The organism is Ferdinandcohnia salidurans, assembly GCF_042680725.1.
Taxonomy (GTDB): domain Bacteria; phylum Bacillota; class Bacilli; order Bacillales; family Bacillaceae_L; genus Ferdinandcohnia; species Ferdinandcohnia salidurans.
This window is the reverse complement of record NZ_JBHUEK010000021.1, coordinates 1-15,869: the sequence shown is the minus strand read 5'-3', so window position 1 is coordinate 15,869 and position 15,869 is coordinate 1. Positions and strand designations below refer to the sequence as shown.

General features: G+C 36.9%; 19 protein-coding genes and 2 other annotated features. Of the genes, 18 read left to right on the top strand and 1 reads right to left on the bottom strand.

Annotation, left to right across the window (positions count from 1 at the left end):
* The first annotated feature begins 7 nt into the window (after positions 1-7).
* From mutM to ACFSFW_RS13520, 16 genes are all read left to right on the top strand, one after another.
* Entirely contained in the window at positions 8-850 is an 843-nt protein-coding gene (gene mutM / locus ACFSFW_RS13595; RefSeq protein WP_388039070.1) for a DNA-formamidopyrimidine glycosylase, read from the top strand.
* 130 nt (positions 851-980) lie between these two features.
* Positions 981-1,616: a sporulation membrane protein YtaF gene (gene ytaF / locus ACFSFW_RS13590; protein WP_388039068.1), complete on the top strand. Its 636-nt coding sequence runs from the start codon at positions 981-983 to the stop codon at positions 1,614-1,616.
* A 28-nt stretch (positions 1,617-1,644) separates the two neighbouring features.
* Positions 1,645-2,247, top strand: a complete 603-nt coding sequence (coaE, locus tag ACFSFW_RS13585; RefSeq protein ID WP_388039066.1) for a dephospho-CoA kinase — start codon at positions 1,645-1,647, stop codon at positions 2,245-2,247.
* A 204-nt stretch (positions 2,248-2,451) separates the two neighbouring features.
* The gene (locus ACFSFW_RS13580) at positions 2,452-3,483 is read left to right on the top strand and encodes a glyceraldehyde-3-phosphate dehydrogenase (RefSeq protein ID WP_388039064.1); all 1,032 of its coding nucleotides are present in this window, start codon (positions 2,452-2,454) and stop codon (positions 3,481-3,483) included.
* 233 nt (positions 3,484-3,716) lie between these two features.
* Complete coding sequence (gene speD / locus ACFSFW_RS13575; RefSeq protein WP_010678381.1) at positions 3,717-4,097, top strand: adenosylmethionine decarboxylase; 381 nt, start codon at positions 3,717-3,719, stop codon at positions 4,095-4,097.
* Positions 4,098-4,208: 111 nt separating this feature from the next.
* The gene (locus ACFSFW_RS13570; RefSeq protein WP_099352029.1) at positions 4,209-4,592 is read left to right on the top strand and encodes a cytosolic protein; all 384 of its coding nucleotides are present in this window, start codon (positions 4,209-4,211) and stop codon (positions 4,590-4,592) included.
* A 250-nt stretch (positions 4,593-4,842) separates the two neighbouring features.
* Positions 4,843-5,301, top strand: coding sequence for a transcriptional regulator NrdR (gene nrdR / locus ACFSFW_RS13565; RefSeq protein WP_099352030.1), 459 nt, complete (start codon positions 4,843-4,845; stop codon positions 5,299-5,301).
* A 61-nt stretch (positions 5,302-5,362) separates the two neighbouring features.
* Complete coding sequence (locus tag ACFSFW_RS13560) at positions 5,363-6,775, top strand: replication initiation and membrane attachment family protein (RefSeq protein WP_388039062.1); 1,413 nt, start codon at positions 5,363-5,365, stop codon at positions 6,773-6,775.
* Positions 6,776-6,790: 15 nt separating this feature from the next.
* On the top strand, positions 6,791-7,720 hold the full coding sequence (gene dnaI / locus ACFSFW_RS13555) for a primosomal protein DnaI (protein WP_388039060.1): 930 nt from the start codon (positions 6,791-6,793) through the stop codon (positions 7,718-7,720).
* A 121-nt stretch (positions 7,721-7,841) separates the two neighbouring features.
* On the top strand, positions 7,842-8,693 hold the full coding sequence (ytxC, locus tag ACFSFW_RS13550) for a putative sporulation protein YtxC (RefSeq protein WP_388039127.1): 852 nt from the start codon (positions 7,842-7,844) through the stop codon (positions 8,691-8,693).
* Positions 8,694-8,779: 86 nt separating this feature from the next.
* Positions 8,780-9,013 (top strand) — a binding site (T-box leader).
* 57 nt (positions 9,014-9,070) lie between these two features.
* Complete coding sequence (thrS, locus tag ACFSFW_RS13545) at positions 9,071-11,002, top strand: threonine--tRNA ligase (protein WP_388039058.1); 1,932 nt, start codon at positions 9,071-9,073, stop codon at positions 11,000-11,002.
* A gap of 119 nt (positions 11,003-11,121) precedes the next feature.
* Positions 11,122-11,256, top strand: a sequence feature (ribosomal protein L20 leader region).
* Positions 11,257-11,321: 65 nt separating this feature from the next.
* The gene (infC, locus tag ACFSFW_RS13540) at positions 11,322-11,840 is read left to right on the top strand and encodes a translation initiation factor IF-3 (protein WP_142354013.1); all 519 of its coding nucleotides are present in this window, start codon (positions 11,322-11,324) and stop codon (positions 11,838-11,840) included.
* A 21-nt stretch (positions 11,841-11,861) separates the two neighbouring features.
* Positions 11,862-12,062, top strand: a complete 201-nt coding sequence (gene rpmI, locus ACFSFW_RS13535; protein ID WP_057999468.1) for a 50S ribosomal protein L35 — start codon at positions 11,862-11,864, stop codon at positions 12,060-12,062.
* A gap of 29 nt (positions 12,063-12,091) precedes the next feature.
* Entirely contained in the window at positions 12,092-12,448 is a 357-nt protein-coding gene (gene rplT, locus ACFSFW_RS13530; RefSeq protein ID WP_010678372.1) for a 50S ribosomal protein L20, read from the top strand.
* Between the two features lie 258 nt (positions 12,449-12,706).
* On the top strand, positions 12,707-12,976 hold the full coding sequence (locus tag ACFSFW_RS13525; RefSeq protein WP_388039056.1) for a DUF1294 domain-containing protein: 270 nt from the start codon (positions 12,707-12,709) through the stop codon (positions 12,974-12,976).
* Positions 12,977-13,045: 69 nt separating this feature from the next.
* Positions 13,046-13,633 (top strand): TVP38/TMEM64 family protein, encoded by a 588-nt coding sequence (locus tag ACFSFW_RS13520; protein WP_388039054.1) that lies wholly within the window; start codon positions 13,046-13,048, stop codon positions 13,631-13,633.
* Between the two features lie 15 nt (positions 13,634-13,648).
* Here the strand turns inward: ACFSFW_RS13520 and ACFSFW_RS13515 are convergent, their stop codons facing one another.
* The gene (locus ACFSFW_RS13515; protein ID WP_388039053.1) at positions 13,649-14,044 is read right to left on the bottom strand and encodes a sigma-w pathway protein ysdB; all 396 of its coding nucleotides are present in this window, start codon (positions 14,042-14,044) and stop codon (positions 13,649-13,651) included.
* A gap of 120 nt (positions 14,045-14,164) precedes the next feature.
* On the opposite strand from ACFSFW_RS13515, the gene dut reads away from it, so the two are divergent.
* On the top strand, positions 14,165-14,602 hold the full coding sequence (dut, locus tag ACFSFW_RS13510) for a dUTP diphosphatase (RefSeq protein ID WP_388039051.1): 438 nt from the start codon (positions 14,165-14,167) through the stop codon (positions 14,600-14,602).
* Positions 14,603-14,685: 83 nt separating this feature from the next.
* Positions 14,686-15,771: a M42 family metallopeptidase gene (locus ACFSFW_RS13505; protein ID WP_388039049.1), complete on the top strand. Its 1,086-nt coding sequence runs from the start codon at positions 14,686-14,688 to the stop codon at positions 15,769-15,771.
* Positions 15,772-15,869: the final 98 nt, after the last annotated feature.

Sequence of the window (15,869 nt, the reverse complement as noted above, 5' to 3'; positions counted from 1 at the left end):
TGATCATATGCCAGAGTTACCAGAGGTCGAGACCGTTCGGCGCACGTTAAACCAGCTTGTAAATGGCAAAACAATAGAAAAGGTAACGGTTTTATGGTCAAAAATCATAAAAAAACCGGAAGAGCCAGAGCAGTTTTGTGATGCACTTCGTGGACAGACAATCCATGATGTGGACAGAAGAGGTAAATTTTTAAAGTTTATTTTAGATGATTATGTTATGGTTTCTCATTTACGTATGGAAGGCAGGTACGGCCTTTACGATAAAGAAGAACTTTATGACAAACACACACATGTATTGTTCACATTTACTGATGGAACCGAGCTGCGCTATCGAGACGTTCGGAAATTTGGAACGATGCATTTATTTAAAAAAGGCGAAGAAGAGAATAGCCTACCTTTATCTCAATTAGGACCAGAGCCATTTTCAAAAGAATTTTCATTAAAATATTTAGAAGAAAAGCTATCTAAGACCAACCGTAAAATTAAGGTCGCGCTGCTTGATCAAACAAAGGTCGTAGGGCTTGGGAATATATATGTTGATGAGGCACTGTTTAGAGCGGGCATTTACCCAGAACGTGCAGCCAATTCCCTAACCAAAAAGGAATTGAAAATACTCCACCATGAGATTATTCAAACACTGAATGAAGCTGTCGAAAAAGGTGGAAGTACAATACGCTCTTACGTTAATACGCAAGGTGAAATTGGGATGTTCCAATTGCAACTCTTTGTATATGGTCAAAACGGTAAAGCATGTCAAACATGTGGAACAGAAATTGAAAAAACAGTTGTTGGCGGCAGAGGCACCCATTTCTGTCCAAAATGCCAGAAGAACAAAATGAAAACAAAATAATGTATAGAAGCCTTCATTGAAATTCGATGGATCGTTTTCTTTCGACTTTTGACTACCACGGGACATTTCACATGTAATGGGCTCCCTCCATATACTATCTTAGCAATCGATAGGAAGGAGACTCTGTGAGATGTCCCAATTGGCATCACTTGTTTTATTAGCATTTGCAGTAAGCTTGGATAGTTTTAGTGTTGGATTCACATATGGTATGAGGAAAATGAAAATACCTTTTAAATCAATCATTACAATCGCATGTTGTTCAGCAGTAACGATGGCAGCCGCCATGGGATTAGGAAAGACTATTGCGTTATTGCTATCGCCTGCAATCGCTGATCGACTGGGTGGTATTGTACTCATGTTAATTGGTGTCTGGGTATTGTTTCAGTTTTTTCGACCAACCTCCCAAGCATCTGAACAAAATGAAGAAAAACTATTAGTGAAAGTTGAAATAAAATCACTTGGACTTGTTATCAATATTTTGAAGAAGCCAATGGTTGCCGACCTTGATAAATCAGGAACGATTACCGGATTTGAAGCATTTTTGTTAGGGCTTGCCCTTTCTTTAGATGCTTTCGGGGCCGGAATCGGTGCAGCTTTATTAGGCTTTTCTCCATTGGTTATGGCTTTATTGGTTGCCGTGATGAGCTCGCTTTTTGTTTATACGGGTATAAAAAGCGGTGCTGTTTTTTCAATGAAAAGCTGGGTTCAAAAATTTTCATTTTTACCTGGAATCTTACTGATTTTAATTGGTATATGGAAATTCTAAAATAAAACGCAATAGGGAGATTGGATACGTGGCATTAACAATCGGATTAACAGGTGGAATTGCAAGTGGAAAAAGTACAGTATCACAGATGTTCAAAGAAGCAGGAATTGTTGTCGTAGATGCAGACGTTATTGCACGTAAAGTGGTTGAGCCTGGAGAAGAAGCATATGAACAAATTGTTCAATCTTTTGGCAAGGACATTCTATTACCTGACGAGACGATTGACAGGCAAAAATTAGGATCGGTCGTCTTTTTCAATGAAGAGAAACGATTGTTACTAAACTCAATTGTTCATCCTGCTGTTCGAAAACAAATGCTGAAAGAAAAAGAAGAACACCTTAACAATGGAGAAGAAACCGTGATATTGGATATTCCGTTGTTATTTGAAAGCAAGTTAACTGCATTAGTTGATCGCACCCTACTTGTTTATGTTGATTATGAGATACAATTAGCACGCCTAATGAATCGTAATAATCTCAGCAAGGGGGAAGCAGAAGCTAGGATCCAATCACAAATGCCGCTCAAGGATAAAATTCAACTTGCAGATGCTGTGATAGAAAACAATGGTACAATTGAGGCCACAAAGGATCAGCTATTCGAAATTTGTACACAGTGGGGTATAAAACGATAAGATAAAGCAAAGGTATCTCTAATACGAGATACCTTTTTTATATGTTAAGTAGGTCAAATAATGATTGTAAAATAACCAAAAAGACGTATAAATGACCATTTTTATAAAAAAGTGAATTAAAGTGTTACATATCTATTCTAATGTGTTATACTAATCGTAGAAATTAACAATAAAAAGTATAACATATATCGTGGAGGGGTTTTGATGAAGCCAAGAATCGCAATCAATGGATTTGGCCGTATTGGAAGAATGGTATTTAGAAAAGCAATTATGGATGAATCATTAGAAATAATCGCTATCAATGCAAGCTACCCTGCGGACACACTAGCACATCTAATAAAATATGATACAAACCATGGTAAGTTCGATGCGGAAATCATCCCACAGGACGACTCATTATTGGTGAATGGTAAGCGTATTCAGCTTCTTAGCTCCCGTGATCCTTTAGAGCTTCCTTGGAAAAGATTGAATATAGATATTGTGATTGAGGCAACAGGAAAATTTAATTCAAAGGAAAAAGCAAGCCTACATTTACAGGCTGGTGCCAAAAAAGTCATCTTAACTGCACCTGGTAAGGATGAGGATATTACCATTGTAATGGGTGTAAATGAAGACAAATATGACCATGAAAATCATGCCATCATTTCAAACGCTTCTTGTACAACAAATTGCTTAGCACCAGTAGCGAAAGTTTTAAATGAGCAGTTTGGAATTGTGAACGGTTTAATGACAACGGTCCATGCTTATACAAATGACCAAAAAAATATCGATAATCCACATAAAGATTTAAGAAGAGCAAGAGCCTGCGCACAATCCATTATTCCTACATCGACTGGAGCTGCCAAAGCATTATCACTTGTACTGCCAGAGCTAAAAGGAAAATTACATGGAATGGCACTACGTGTTCCAACACCTAATGTTTCTTTAGTTGATTTAGTTGTAGATGTTGAACGAGATGTAACGATTGAAGAAATTAATGAAGCTTTTATAACAGCATCTGTTGGGGCTTTAAAAGGGATTTTAGATTTTACAATTGAACCATTAGTTTCCATTGACTTTAATACCAATCCACATTCGTCTATAGTCGATGGGTTATCAACAATGGTCATAGGAGATCGTAAGGTAAAAGTATTAGCTTGGTACGATAATGAATGGGGATATTCTTGTAGAGTAGTAGATTTAGTCAAATATGTTGGCGAAAAAATCATCCAAAAAACTGAAGCAAAAGTAGGCTAATTCAGAAACCTTCCCAATTGCGGGAAGGTTTTATTATTTAGTTTAATAAAACGTATTGCTAAATGTATATAAACTTAGTATACTAGTTTTCGTGAACTTCTTAAAAGCTTATGCTTTTGTAGCTACTTAAAGGGTTAGGACCTCTCTGGACTAACTTTCCCCCGTGGTAGTTATGCTCATGCTTTACGCGAAGAACTCATCGAAATTATGGTAAGAGGGGGAACAATTAAACAATGGAAACTATGGGACGTCATGTAATCTCTGAATTATGGGGTTGCGATTTCGAAAAATTAAACGATATGCAAGGTATTGAAGAAACTTTTGTTCAAGCAGCATTAAAGTCAGGTGCAGAAATTCGTGAGGTAGCTTTTCACAAATTTGCTCCACAGGGAGTTAGTGGTGTTGTTATCATCTCTGAATCACATTTAACGATTCACAGTTTTCCTGAACATGGATACGCAAGTATTGATGTTTACACATGTGGAGATTTAGATCCGAATATTGCTGCAGACTATATTGCTGAGGCACTTGGTGCACAAACACGAGAGAACATTGAGCTTCCACGTGGTATGGGACCAGTACAAGTAAAGCCAGCACAAGTAAAAGTACTTTAAAAATAAATAAGAATCAACTAAAATAGAAAGAGGTGTATAAATTACACCTCTTTTTTTACATTTAGAACAATAATTTTAATATAGAATAGATAAAAATAGGGAGTGGAACTAATGGGATTGCAAACGTTTTTTTCGAATCACAGTGAAACGAGAGACAAACATTCGGACGAGCAGTTAAGAAGTCATTATTATAAAACAACAAATAAAAAGGCAATCGATGCTGTAACGAAAGTCATAAATAATTTAGATGGATACCATATTAACTCTATATCAGAAGAACGCGGCGAAATGAGCATTTCAATAAAAAAAGGAAGAAAAGCCTTTGTTGTTGCCACTATCGTCTCTGTAAGACCGTTTGAAACAGCGATTGACTTCGCGGTTACAACAGAAACACTTTTATTACCAATTGACTTTGGCTACAGTAAAAAAGTCATTATGAATTTATATCAGCGCTTAGATAAAGAACTTCCTCTCATCGGTAAAAAAGAATCTTAAGTCGGATTTTATGATGAGAAACCCTTGTCCAAAGAAAATCTTTCTTATAATATGAATACATAGAGTGTGTGTTCAAAAAAGAGGGTGAAAAGGACCAAGAATTTCAAGGCGGTGCAGCTTTGAGTACCGGAGCGTATGCAGTTAATACGTGAGGAACGCAGAAGCAAGCCAACGCAGAAATTCGATGTGTCATTTTTGACCGAATTTTTGAACATCCTATAGAGATCTCCTAAGAAGGGAGTTGTTACGAATGAGATGCCCTACTTGTCAACATAATGGAACGAGAGTCTTGGATTCACGCCCAGTTGATGATAGTCGTTCAATCCGTAGAAGACGAGAATGTGAAAAATGCCAATATCGGTTTACCACATTTGAAAAAGTGGAAGAAATTCCTTTGATTGTGGTTAAAAAAGAAGGTACTCGCGAGGAGTTCAGCAGGGAAAAGATGCTGCGCGGGCTAATTAAAGCTTGTGAAAAACGTCCAGTTTCTTTGAAGCAATTAGAGGATATCACCCATGACGTTGAAAAGGAACTACGAAGTCAAGGGATTGCAGAGGTCAAAAGTGATATTATTGGTGAGTATGTAATGAACCATTTGGCAAAAGTAGATGAAGTTGCATATGTGCGCTTTGCATCAGTTTACCGCCAATTTAAAGATATAAATGTTTTTATCGACGAATTAAAGGAATTAATAAAAAGAGAACGGTAAAGGGCTTAAGATACGTGTTAAGCTCTTTTTTTAACTACTAGAAATGGAAGGCTTTGATGAAATGGAGCATTGGAAAGAACTAGTACCAGTCGATCGTTATATTGTGCATGCAGCAGACCTTTTGCATGATTATGACCGGAAAATTGTATCATTGCTTTACCAACCTCTTATTGGAATGAAAGCCTTCAGTCTATATATGACTTTGTGGAGTGAGTTGGAGCAAAACCGACTATGGGGTGAAGAAAGTACCCATTATACGTTAATGGCACTGCTACAAACGAATCTACAGGATATTTATCAAGAACGATTAAAGCTTGAAGGAATCGGCTTATTAAAAACATTTGTAAAATCTGATGAGCATTCTAGAAGTTTTATCTATGAGTTGCAGGCACCACTCTCACCTAGAGCTTTTTTTACGGATGGTGTTCTTAATGTTTATTTGTATAACAGATTAGGAAAAGGTAAATTTTTTAAACTCAAGCAGTTCTTTTCCGACCATGCACCTGATTTAGATTCTTATAAACCGGTTACGAAAGCATTTAATGAAGTATTTGCATCTGCTCAAGTCTCGAAAATGATTTCCACGATTAGTGATGAAATGAAAAGCAATCTTGAACGTGATGAAAATACAGAATACATGGATCGAAGTCAAGAGAAAAAGCTTGTAATAGAGAACGACAGCTTTAATTTCGATTTGTTTTTTGCTGGTCTTTCAGATGTAATGATCCCAAGAAAAGCAATTACACCTAGAGTAAAAGAAGCAATCACTAAGCTTTCCTTCCTTTACGGAATTGATCCGGTTGAGATGCAGGGTATTGTTATGAGCGCTCTAGATCCAAACGAAAAAATAGATATCGAAAAGTTACGAAAGGCTTCAAGAGATTGGTATCAATTTGAAACAGGTAATGAATTACCTAATCTAACAGAGAGGGTACAACCATTACCAAATCAAACAATGGTGAACAAAGTTCCACAGACAAAGGAAGAAGAATTAATTCAGAAACTGGAAAGAATCTCCCCAAAAGAGTTTCTAATCGATGTATCTGGAGGATCACAGCCTTCTGTTTCTGAATTGAAAATTATAGAAGATGTGATGTTCCGTCAAAACTTACTTCCAGGTGTTGTGAATGTACTGTTATATTATGTCATGTTAAAATCGGATATGAGATTAACAAAGTCTTATATTGAAACCATTGCCAGTAACTGGGCAAGACTAGATATAAAGACAGTAAAGGATGCAATGGAGACAGCCAAAAAGCATAATTGGACCGCAGATAAAAAGACAAATAAATATAAACGACAACCGATACGTAAAGAGTTATTACCTGACTGGTTAAAGCAAGAAGATGAAGGTACAAAAGAAGAAACTCCAAAAAAGGAAAAAGCAAAGGAAAAAGCTTCTAGTCCTTCCAGTCCTTCCTTTGAAGAGAAGAAACGTTTATTTGAAGAACGATTAAAAAGGAATAACCAATAAGATGGGGGTGAGGATATGAAACCGATTCAGGATTCTTTAAAAAAACTATCTAATCATGCTGGCTTTCAGCAGCGATATGAACAAATCAAACATGAGGTATTAAACCATTCTGAGGTAAGAGAGTTTATTAACGCACATCAGGATCAAATTACGAATGATACGATTAATAGGAGTCTTGTAAAGCTGTACGAATATATTAATCAGAGCAAGGAATGTAATAAATGTGAAAGCCTTAATACGTGTAAAAATATGCTACAGGGCTTTCATCCTCATCTTGAACTTAAAGGTAACGCAATTGATTTAAGCTATGAAAGATGTCCGAAAAAGGTAATGCATGATGAACAGTTAAAATATAAATCTTTAATCAAGAGTATGTATGTGCCAAAAGATATTCTTGATGCATCCCTCGAATCCCTTGAATTTGATGAAGGACGTTCAGATGCAATTCTTTTAATTCAGGAATTTCTCAATCAGTATGAGCCTGGCAAACGGATGCAGGGATTATATTTATACGGTTCGTTTGGAATTGGGAAAACTTACTTTTTAGGTGCCCTTGCAAATGGACTAGCTCAGAAAAAGGTCTCATCGATGCTTGTGTATGTACCTGAATTCATGAGGGAGTTGAAGGGTTCCTTACAGGACCAATCAATCAATTCAAAAATTGATGCTGTTAAAAAAGTACCGGTTTTAATGCTAGATGACATTGGCGCTGAATCGATGTCCAGCTGGATGCGTGACGATATACTTGGTAGTATTCTGCAATACCGTATGCTTGAAAATTTACCAACCCTCTTCACATCTAATTTCGATTTTAAAGGACTGGAACACCATTTATCGTATACCCAACGTGGTGAAGAGGAAAAGGTTAAAGCTGCTCGAATCATGGAACGAATCAAATATCTAGCAAAACCAGTTGAACTTAAAGGGAAGAACAGACGTTACTAACCGAATTGGCTATCTCGAAATAGAGATAGCCAATTTTTTTCTATTCTAAAGTTGTCCCATTCTCCATATACATGTAACAGGGTAATGGTATTGGTGAAATGGGGGGACTAGCTTGATTGAAATGCATTTCCAAGAAACAACAGATGCACAAAAAATGTTTAAGGGCTTAGTTGCAAAGGCAAAAGCTCTTTCTATAGATTACATAGAGGTTGTCAATGATGAGGAGAATGTGGTGTCTGTTTTCATTTCAGAAAAAGTACAATATGCAGTACAAGTTGTGGTCATTCCAGTAATGGCCGAGTTTATCATTCATAACAAAGAGGACAATTGGATTCTCGATTATATCGAAAATTTATTTTACTTTACCGATTACGAAGAGAAGAAACAAATCTTAGAAATTGCCAAAGGATTGATGGATGGGAATAACCCTGATATCCCAGGGGTTCAAGATGTCGTGCCGAGAGAACAACTGATAGTGGAAGCGCTTCATGATTTTATGGAAATTCCAATTTCTTTCTCGTTTGAATCATTTTTAAAGTTTCGTATGCGGTCTTACAATGAGGCATTATTGCAAATCATCGAGTCTGCAATTGATGAATACAAGCTTGAGCAGGAGTATCAAACATTTATTCAAGGACTGAGAGAATTTAGAGAAAAGCGGGAACCGAAGCTTGAGCAATTACATATTTTACATGATGAGCAATTTTATTTTTATAATCATGAGTTTACTGAAATAAAGCGTGATGAATTGTTTAAATATATTGACCGAAAACTAATCCTACACCAGCCTTTGTATATTGACTCTGCTGTTTTGGCACCTTTAGTGTCAATTGCGCCGAAGTCGATCTCTATTTATACGGACCAGATTGATAATGGGATGGTTCAGACCATTCATAATATTTTTTTGGAGAATGTCACAATTTACACGAAGAAATCCTTTGAAAACACACGTTTGAAAGAAAAAAAAATATAAAATGACGAACTGCCCTTGATTTAACTTTTAAATAAGACTATAATACCTACATATTACAAATACTCATGACATGAGTACTCTATAATTTAAAAGTTATGATGAGGACACGATCGTATAATTACGGTTTTCAGAGAGGGAAGACAAGGCTGGAAGCTTCCTAACACGAATGATACTTTTACCACCTCTAAACTTCAGTAGTGAACCTTTGCTAATCAAAGTTGTAATTACTGACGGGATTACCGTTATTTATTTCTTGAGCCATTCGATATTTCTTGAGTGGAAACAAGGGTGGAACCACGATACATATACTCGTCCCTTTTTTTAGGGACGGGTATTTTTTATTTTATTTTTTACCAAGAAAAAGGAGTTGAAAACTGATGTCAGATGTAGTAAAAATTACATTCCCAGACGGAGCAGTAAAGGAGTTTCCTAAAGGAACAACAACAGAAGATATTGCAGGATCAATCAGCCCAGGACTAAAGAAAAAGTCAATCGCTGGTAAGTTTAATGGAAAAGAGATTGATTTACGAACTGAAATCCATGAAGATGGTGAAATAGCAATCATTACCCAAGATACTGATGCAGCATTAGAAATCATGCGACACAGTACAGCACACCTTATGGCACAAGCAATTAAACGCCTATATAAGGATGTTAAGCTTGGTGTAGGGCCAGTTATTGAAAACGGCTTTTACTATGACATTGATATGGAAAAACCATTAACACCTGAAGATCTACCTGAAATCGAAAAAGAAATGAAAAAGATTATAAATGAGAATCTTGAAATCCATCGTATTGAGGTATCACGTGATGAGGCATTAAGAAGATATGAGGAAATCGGTGATGAGCTTAAGCTTGAATTGATTCAAGATATTCCGGAGGGAGAACCTTTATCAATTTACGAACAAGGTGAATTTTTTGACCTTTGCCGTGGTGTCCATGTTCCTTCCACAGGAAAAATTAAAGAATTTAAGCTATTAAGCATTGCTGGTGCGTACTGGCGTGGAGATAGCGACAATAAAATGCTACAACGTATTTATGGAACTGCATTCTTTAAAAAAGCAGACCTTGACGAATACCTTCGTTTACTAGAAGAGGCTAAAGAACGTGACCATCGTAAATTAGGTAAGGAACTAAGCCTGTTTACAAATTCACAAAAAGTAGGTCAAGGATTGCCATTATGGCTTCCAAAAGGTGCGACTATACGCCGCGTCATCGAACGCTATATTGTAGATAAAGAAGTAAGATTAGGTTATGACCATGTGTATACACCAGTACTTGCAAATGTTGATTTATATAAAACTTCTGGTCACTGGGATCATTATCAAGAAGACATGTTCCCAGTAATGGAAATGGATAATGAAGAGCTTGTGTTACGGCCAATGAACTGTCCGCATCACATGATGATTTATAAAAATGGTATTCATAGCTATCGCAAACTTCCAATTCGTATTGCTGAATTAGGAACAATGCACCGCTACGAAATGAGTGGAGCACTATCTGGCCTTCAACGTGTTAGAGGAATGACTCTTAATGATGCACATATCTTTGTTCGACCTGACCAAATTCAGGAAGAGTTCAAACGTGTTGTTAATCTTATTTTAGAAGTTTATAAAGACTTTGATATTCAAGATTTTAGTTTCCGACTTTCTTACCGCGATCCTGCAGACACTGAAAAATATTTCGATGATGATGCAATGTGGGAAAAAGCTCAATCTATGTTAAAGGCAGCGATGGATGACCTTGGGTTGGATTACTTCGAGGCAGAAGGAGAAGCAGCATTCTATGGTCCTAAACTTGATGTTCAGGTCCGTACAGCACTTGGAAAAGACGAAACTCTTTCAACTGTTCAGCTTGACTTCTTATTACCAGAACGTTTTGATTTAACTTATATCGGTGAAGATGGAAAACAACACCGTCCAGTCGTTATTCACCGTGGTGTTGTATCAACAATGGAACGCTTTGTTGCTTACTTGATTGAAGAATACAAAGGGGCATTTCCAACTTGGTTAGCACCTGTTCAAGTTCAAGTCATTCCAGTTTCTCCTGATGTACATCTTGATTATGCGAAGAGTGTTCAAGAGAAACTTCAGGCAGAAGGATTACGTGTAGAAATTGACGACCGTGATGAAAAGATTGGCTATAAAATCCGTGAAGCGCAAATGCAAAAAATTCCATTTATGCTCGTTGTAGGAGACAATGAAATGGGAGAAAATGCGGTAAATGTCCGTAAATACGGAGAGCAGAAATCAGAGACTCTGTCATTTGATACATTCCTTTCAGCGATCCTACAGGAAGTAAAAAAATAAAAAAGGCTTGTCAAACATTAAGGTGCATGCTAGAATGAATTTCGTTGCACTATTCTAGTTGCACCGTTTGACAGTTATCATCATAGATGTTATACTTTTGTAGGTAATTGAATACTTGTTTGAGAAAGTAGAAGCACCCGCTTCTCACCTGATTGACGCAAATTGCAGTTGGTAGGTCTTACGTTCATTAATCATTAATGTGTAAATGAATTGTAATAGTGTGGGTGTGTATACATTCACACTTTTTTGTTTGTCTCAAATCTGTAAAATGCGCAAGATTTCAAACGAGGCATTCTTTAAAAAACCTTGGAGGTGGCTAATTATTAGCAAAGACATGATGGTAAACGAAGGCATTCGTGCCCGCGAAGTTCGTTTGATTGGTCAAAACGGTGATCAACTTGGAATTAAATCCAAAACTGAAGCATTAGAAATTGCTGCAAGAGCAAATCTTGATCTTGTATTGGTTGCACCTAACGCGAAACCACCTGTATGTCGTATTATGGACTACGGTAAATTCCGTTTTGAGCAACAGAAGAAAGACAAAGAAGCTCGTAAAAACCAAAAGGTTATCAATATTAAGGAAGTTAGACTTAGTCCGACAATTGATGAGCATGATTTTAATACAAAGCTTCGTAACGCAATTAAATTCCTTGAAAAGGGCGACAAAGTTAAAGCGTCAATTCGCTTTAAAGGTCGTGCGATTACACATAAAGAAATCGGTCAACGTGTTTTAGATCGTTTTTCTAAAGCTTGTGCTGAAGTAGCTACTATTGAATCCCATCCAAAAATGGATGGAAGAAGCATGTTTTTAGTACTAGCACCTAAAATCGAAAAGTAATGAATTGAGGAGGAACTCCCTATGCCAAAAATGAAAACACACCGTGGTACTGCAAAGCGTTTTAAGAAAACAGGATCTGGTAAACTTAAACGTTCACATGCATACACAAGCCACTTATTCGGAAATAAATCTCAAAAGCAAAAGCGTAAGCTTCGTAAAGCTACATTAGTAAGCAAAGGCGATTTCAAACGTATTCGCCACATGTTAGACAACATTAAATAATCGGTTATTGATCTTAGGAGGGAAACAAAATGCCAAGAGTAAAAGGCGGAACTGTTACACGCAAACGTCGTAAAAAGGTATTAAAATTAGCTAAAGGTTATTTCGGTTCAAAACACACTTTATATAAAGTTGCAAACCAACAAGTAATGAAATCATTAATGTATGCTTACCGTGACCGTCGTCAAAAGAAACGCGACTTCCGTAAGCTATGGATTACTCGTATCAACGCAGCTGCTCGTATGAACGGTCTTTCTTATAGCCGTTTAATGCACGGATTAAAAGTAGCTGGTATCGAAGTAAACCGCAAAATGCTTGCTGACCTAGCTGTTAGCGATGAAAAAGCATTCGCAGAATTAGCAACTGTAGCTAAAAACAACCTAAAATAATAAAGCGGAAGCGACTTGATCAGAAATGAGGAAACTGGCCGACTAAAATCGCCACGTCCTGTGGCAACGTCGGCACTAGCACATCCTGTGCGTCGAAGACTTCGACAAAGAGGCGTACTTTGCCTCTGCCGGAGGAGTTGAAGTTTCACGAATTTCTAGTCGCTGAAGCTAGACTACAAATAAGTCTAGGTAAAAGGTTACTCCCATTGTAAAATGAGAGTAACCTTTTTTGTTTTAATCAATATGGGAGGAATCAAAATGAGCTATATCCTTTTCATCTATGTAATTCTAAATATCTATGGATTCTTACTTATGTATAATGATAAAAATAGGGCAAGAAACAACAAATGGCGCATTTCTGAAAAGCATATTTGGATTGTTGCCATTGTAGGCGGTGCACTTGGGGCAACCTTAGGGATGAAACAATTTCGCCATAAAACAAAGCATAAGCAATTTGTCATCCTGCTTCCTGTTCTTACAGTCGTTACGATAGCCCTTTATGCATATATTTTAGTTAACCTGTCATAACAACTTGTACGTTTGTATATGCTTAAATAGCACCGAAGTAGCCTAACGAAAGAGAGGTGAGTTGTGTATTTGGATGAAACAATGACACTTCTGTTTGTTTTTATTGAATCCACTGGACTGCTTGCGCCCATCATATTTATTGGGATGCATCTGATTCGTCCCTTCTTTTTCATTCCAGTACCTGTTATATGTATTGTCGGGGGGATATTATTTGGGTCCGTATTTGGAACACTCTACTCCATTCTAGGCTTAACTTTGCTTAGTATTCTATTCTATTTTTTATATAGTCAAGTTCCTAAATTGGCTAAAAAAATTAATAATCTCAAGCAAAAATGGCTTGGCGAACGAGTGAATTTTACGATTGGGCAAATTGCAATCTTACGTCTTATTCCTTTTATTAATTTTCATCTTTTATCATTGTGCATCAAAGATGTGACTAGAAATTTCCGAGAATATGCCAAAGGCTCCTTTTACACAAATATCCCAGTAGCTCTTCTTTACACGGTTTTCGGTCAATTTATCCGTGAATTCTCCACGACAGTTATTCTAGCTATTCTCCTTGCACTAACTCTATTGTTCTATTTACTTAGAGAAAAACAAGTTATAATCAAATGGCATGAATTTTTTAAACCTAAAGCAGGTAGATCCTATCAATAAAAAAACAGTCGTGAGTTAACGCTCACGACTGTTTTCTTTAATAAGTTCTTTTATCGGACTTTTCCAATCAATTTTAGCATGTGGGTATACTTCACTAATCCTACGTTCAACGTATTGAAAATCTGTATAGGTTAATCCCTTTAGATTGTCGTCTTTGGCCCAAACAAAAATCGAGACAACTTCAAACGATTTCTTCGTAGTTCCTAGATATTTTTCTCCTTCAAATAAAACTCCCTTATATGTTAATAAAAAGTTTTTATGAACATTTGCAAGATCGTCAAGCCAGTAGAATTCTCGTTTTTCTTGAGCAAGTTCGAGCTTCCTCTTTGGGTTAAGGACATACTTAAAAATCCGATATAATAAGAAAATAATTAGAAGTAATAGTACAAAACGAATAAGTAGGACAAACATAAGAGGACTCCCTCCATTCTCAATCTGCCAACATATACGATTGAAACGGATAAAAGGTTTCAAGTTTTGATAAATTTGCTATAATTTTTTTAGTTTGTTTTTTATTGAGGAGGACTTACAATGACATATAACGTAAAAGTAATGCTGTTAAACGAAGATGCAAAGCTCCCGTTACAAGCAAACCCAGGTGATGCAGGATTGGATTTATTTTCTGCAGAAGAAAAAGTAATTAAACCAGGTGAGGCTGAATTAATCAAAACGGGAATCAAATTAGAGCTTCCGCCGGGAACCGAAGCACAAGTAAGACCAAGAAGTGGATTAGCACTCAAACATTCGGTTACTGTCTTAAATAGTCCAGGAACAATTGATGAAGGGTACCGTGGGGAAGTTGCTGTTATTCTAATTAATCATGGCAAGAAGGACTTTGTGGTTGAAAAGCAAATGCGAATTGCGCAGATGGTCATTGCTCAAGTCGCACGGGTAAATTTACAACAGGTTGAAGAAGTAGCGACATCTGAAAGAGGTGAAGGTGGATTTGGGTCTAGTGGGACGAAATAAAAAAGTCCCTGATTGCTCAATTACCACCATTTTCTGTATAATGAAATGGTCGATTAATCTTAGGAAAGTTAGGTGATTTATTAATGACAAAGCTTGATGAAACATTAACAATGCTTAAAGATCTTACTGATGCAAAAGGAATTCCTGGTAATGAACGTGAGCCGCGTGAAATCATGAAAAAATACATAACACCATATTCTGATGAAATATCGTACGATGGGATTGGAAGCATAATCGCAAAAAAAGCGGGTCATGCAGAAGGTCCAAAAGTGATGATTGCAGGACATTTAGATGAAGTAGGTTTTATGGTTACACAAATTGATGATAAAGGATTTTTACGTTTCCAAACTGTTGGAGGCTGGTGGTCACAGGTTATGCTTGCGCAACGTGTAACCGTTGTCACGAGTAAAGGTGATATTACGGGCGTTATTGGCTCAAAACCACCACATATCTTATCTGCTGAAGCACGTAAAAAGCCTGTTGAAATTAAAGATATGTTTATTGATATTGGTGCATCAAGTCGGGAGCAAGCACTTGAATTTGGTGTGAAACCTGGTGATCAAGTAGTGCCATATTTTGAATTCACAGTTATGAATAATGAAAAAATGCTACTTGCAAAAGCTTGGGATAACCGAATCGGTTGTGCAATTGCAATTGACGTTTTAAAATATTTGAAGAATGAAGAACATCCAAACGTTGTTTATGGAGTTGGTTGTGTACAAGAGGAAGTGGGTCTTCGTGGAGCAAAAACGGCTGCAACGATGATCAAACCTGATATTGCAATTGCTGTTGATGTAGGTATTGCAGGTGATACTCCTGGTATTTCCGAAAAAGAAGCAATGAGTAAAATGGGAGAAGGTCCACAAATCATTTTATATGATGCTTCTATGGTTTCTCACAAAGGATTGCGTGATTTTGTTGTTGGAGTGGCTGATGAGCTAAGTATCCCATACCAATTTGATGCGATTGCAGGTGGTGGAACAGATGCTGGAGCAATCCACATTACATTAGAAGGCGTTCCATCATTAGCCATTACAATTGCAACTCGTTACATTCATTCACATGCGGGAATTCTTCACCGTGATGATTATGAAAATGCTGTTAAGTTAATTGCAGAAGTAATCAAACGTCTTGATCAAGAGGCAATCCACAAAATTAAATACGAATAAGAATAAGAAAAGCCGATGAGTTATCATCGGCTTCAGAGTGTAGACAAAAGGCATTTGGGAATCCTCTTATTCCCAAATGCCTTTTATTTTTTTCTATT

What these genes read in the sequence shown, in the direction of transcription:
- ACFSFW_RS13580 (WP_388039064.1), top strand. Translation starts at nt 2,452, where the DNA reads ATGAAGCCAAGAATCGCAATCAATGGATTTGGCCGTATTGGAAGAATG.
- ACFSFW_RS13560 (WP_388039062.1), top strand. Translation starts at nt 5,363, where the DNA reads ATGGAGCATTGGAAAGAACTAGTACCAGTCGATCGTTATATTGTGCAT.
- ytxC (WP_388039127.1), top strand. Translation starts at nt 7,842, where the DNA reads ATGCATTTCCAAGAAACAACAGATGCACAAAAAATGTTTAAGGGCTTA.
- thrS (WP_388039058.1), top strand. Translation starts at nt 9,071, where the DNA reads ATGTCAGATGTAGTAAAAATTACATTCCCAGACGGAGCAGTAAAGGAG.
- ACFSFW_RS13515 (WP_388039053.1), bottom strand. Translation starts at nt 14,044, where the DNA reads ATGTTTGTCCTACTTATTCGTTTTGTACTATTACTTCTAATTATTTTC.
- dut (WP_388039051.1), top strand. Translation starts at nt 14,165, where the DNA reads ATGACATATAACGTAAAAGTAATGCTGTTAAACGAAGATGCAAAGCTC.
- rpmI (WP_057999468.1), top strand. Translation starts at nt 11,862, where the DNA reads ATGCCAAAAATGAAAACACACCGTGGTACTGCAAAGCGTTTTAAGAAA.
- ACFSFW_RS13525 (WP_388039056.1), top strand. Translation starts at nt 12,707, where the DNA reads ATGAGCTATATCCTTTTCATCTATGTAATTCTAAATATCTATGGATTC.
- ACFSFW_RS13505 (WP_388039049.1), top strand. Translation starts at nt 14,686, where the DNA reads ATGACAAAGCTTGATGAAACATTAACAATGCTTAAAGATCTTACTGAT.
- nrdR (WP_099352030.1), top strand. Translation starts at nt 4,843, where the DNA reads ATGAGATGCCCTACTTGTCAACATAATGGAACGAGAGTCTTGGATTCA.
- dnaI (WP_388039060.1), top strand. Translation starts at nt 6,791, where the DNA reads ATGAAACCGATTCAGGATTCTTTAAAAAAACTATCTAATCATGCTGGC.
- ACFSFW_RS13570 (WP_099352029.1), top strand. Translation starts at nt 4,209, where the DNA reads ATGGGATTGCAAACGTTTTTTTCGAATCACAGTGAAACGAGAGACAAA.
- ytaF (WP_388039068.1), top strand. Translation starts at nt 981, where the DNA reads ATGTCCCAATTGGCATCACTTGTTTTATTAGCATTTGCAGTAAGCTTG.
- rplT (WP_010678372.1), top strand. Translation starts at nt 12,092, where the DNA reads ATGCCAAGAGTAAAAGGCGGAACTGTTACACGCAAACGTCGTAAAAAG.
- speD (WP_010678381.1), top strand. Translation starts at nt 3,717, where the DNA reads ATGGAAACTATGGGACGTCATGTAATCTCTGAATTATGGGGTTGCGAT.
- mutM (WP_388039070.1), top strand. Translation starts at nt 8, where the DNA reads ATGCCAGAGTTACCAGAGGTCGAGACCGTTCGGCGCACGTTAAACCAG.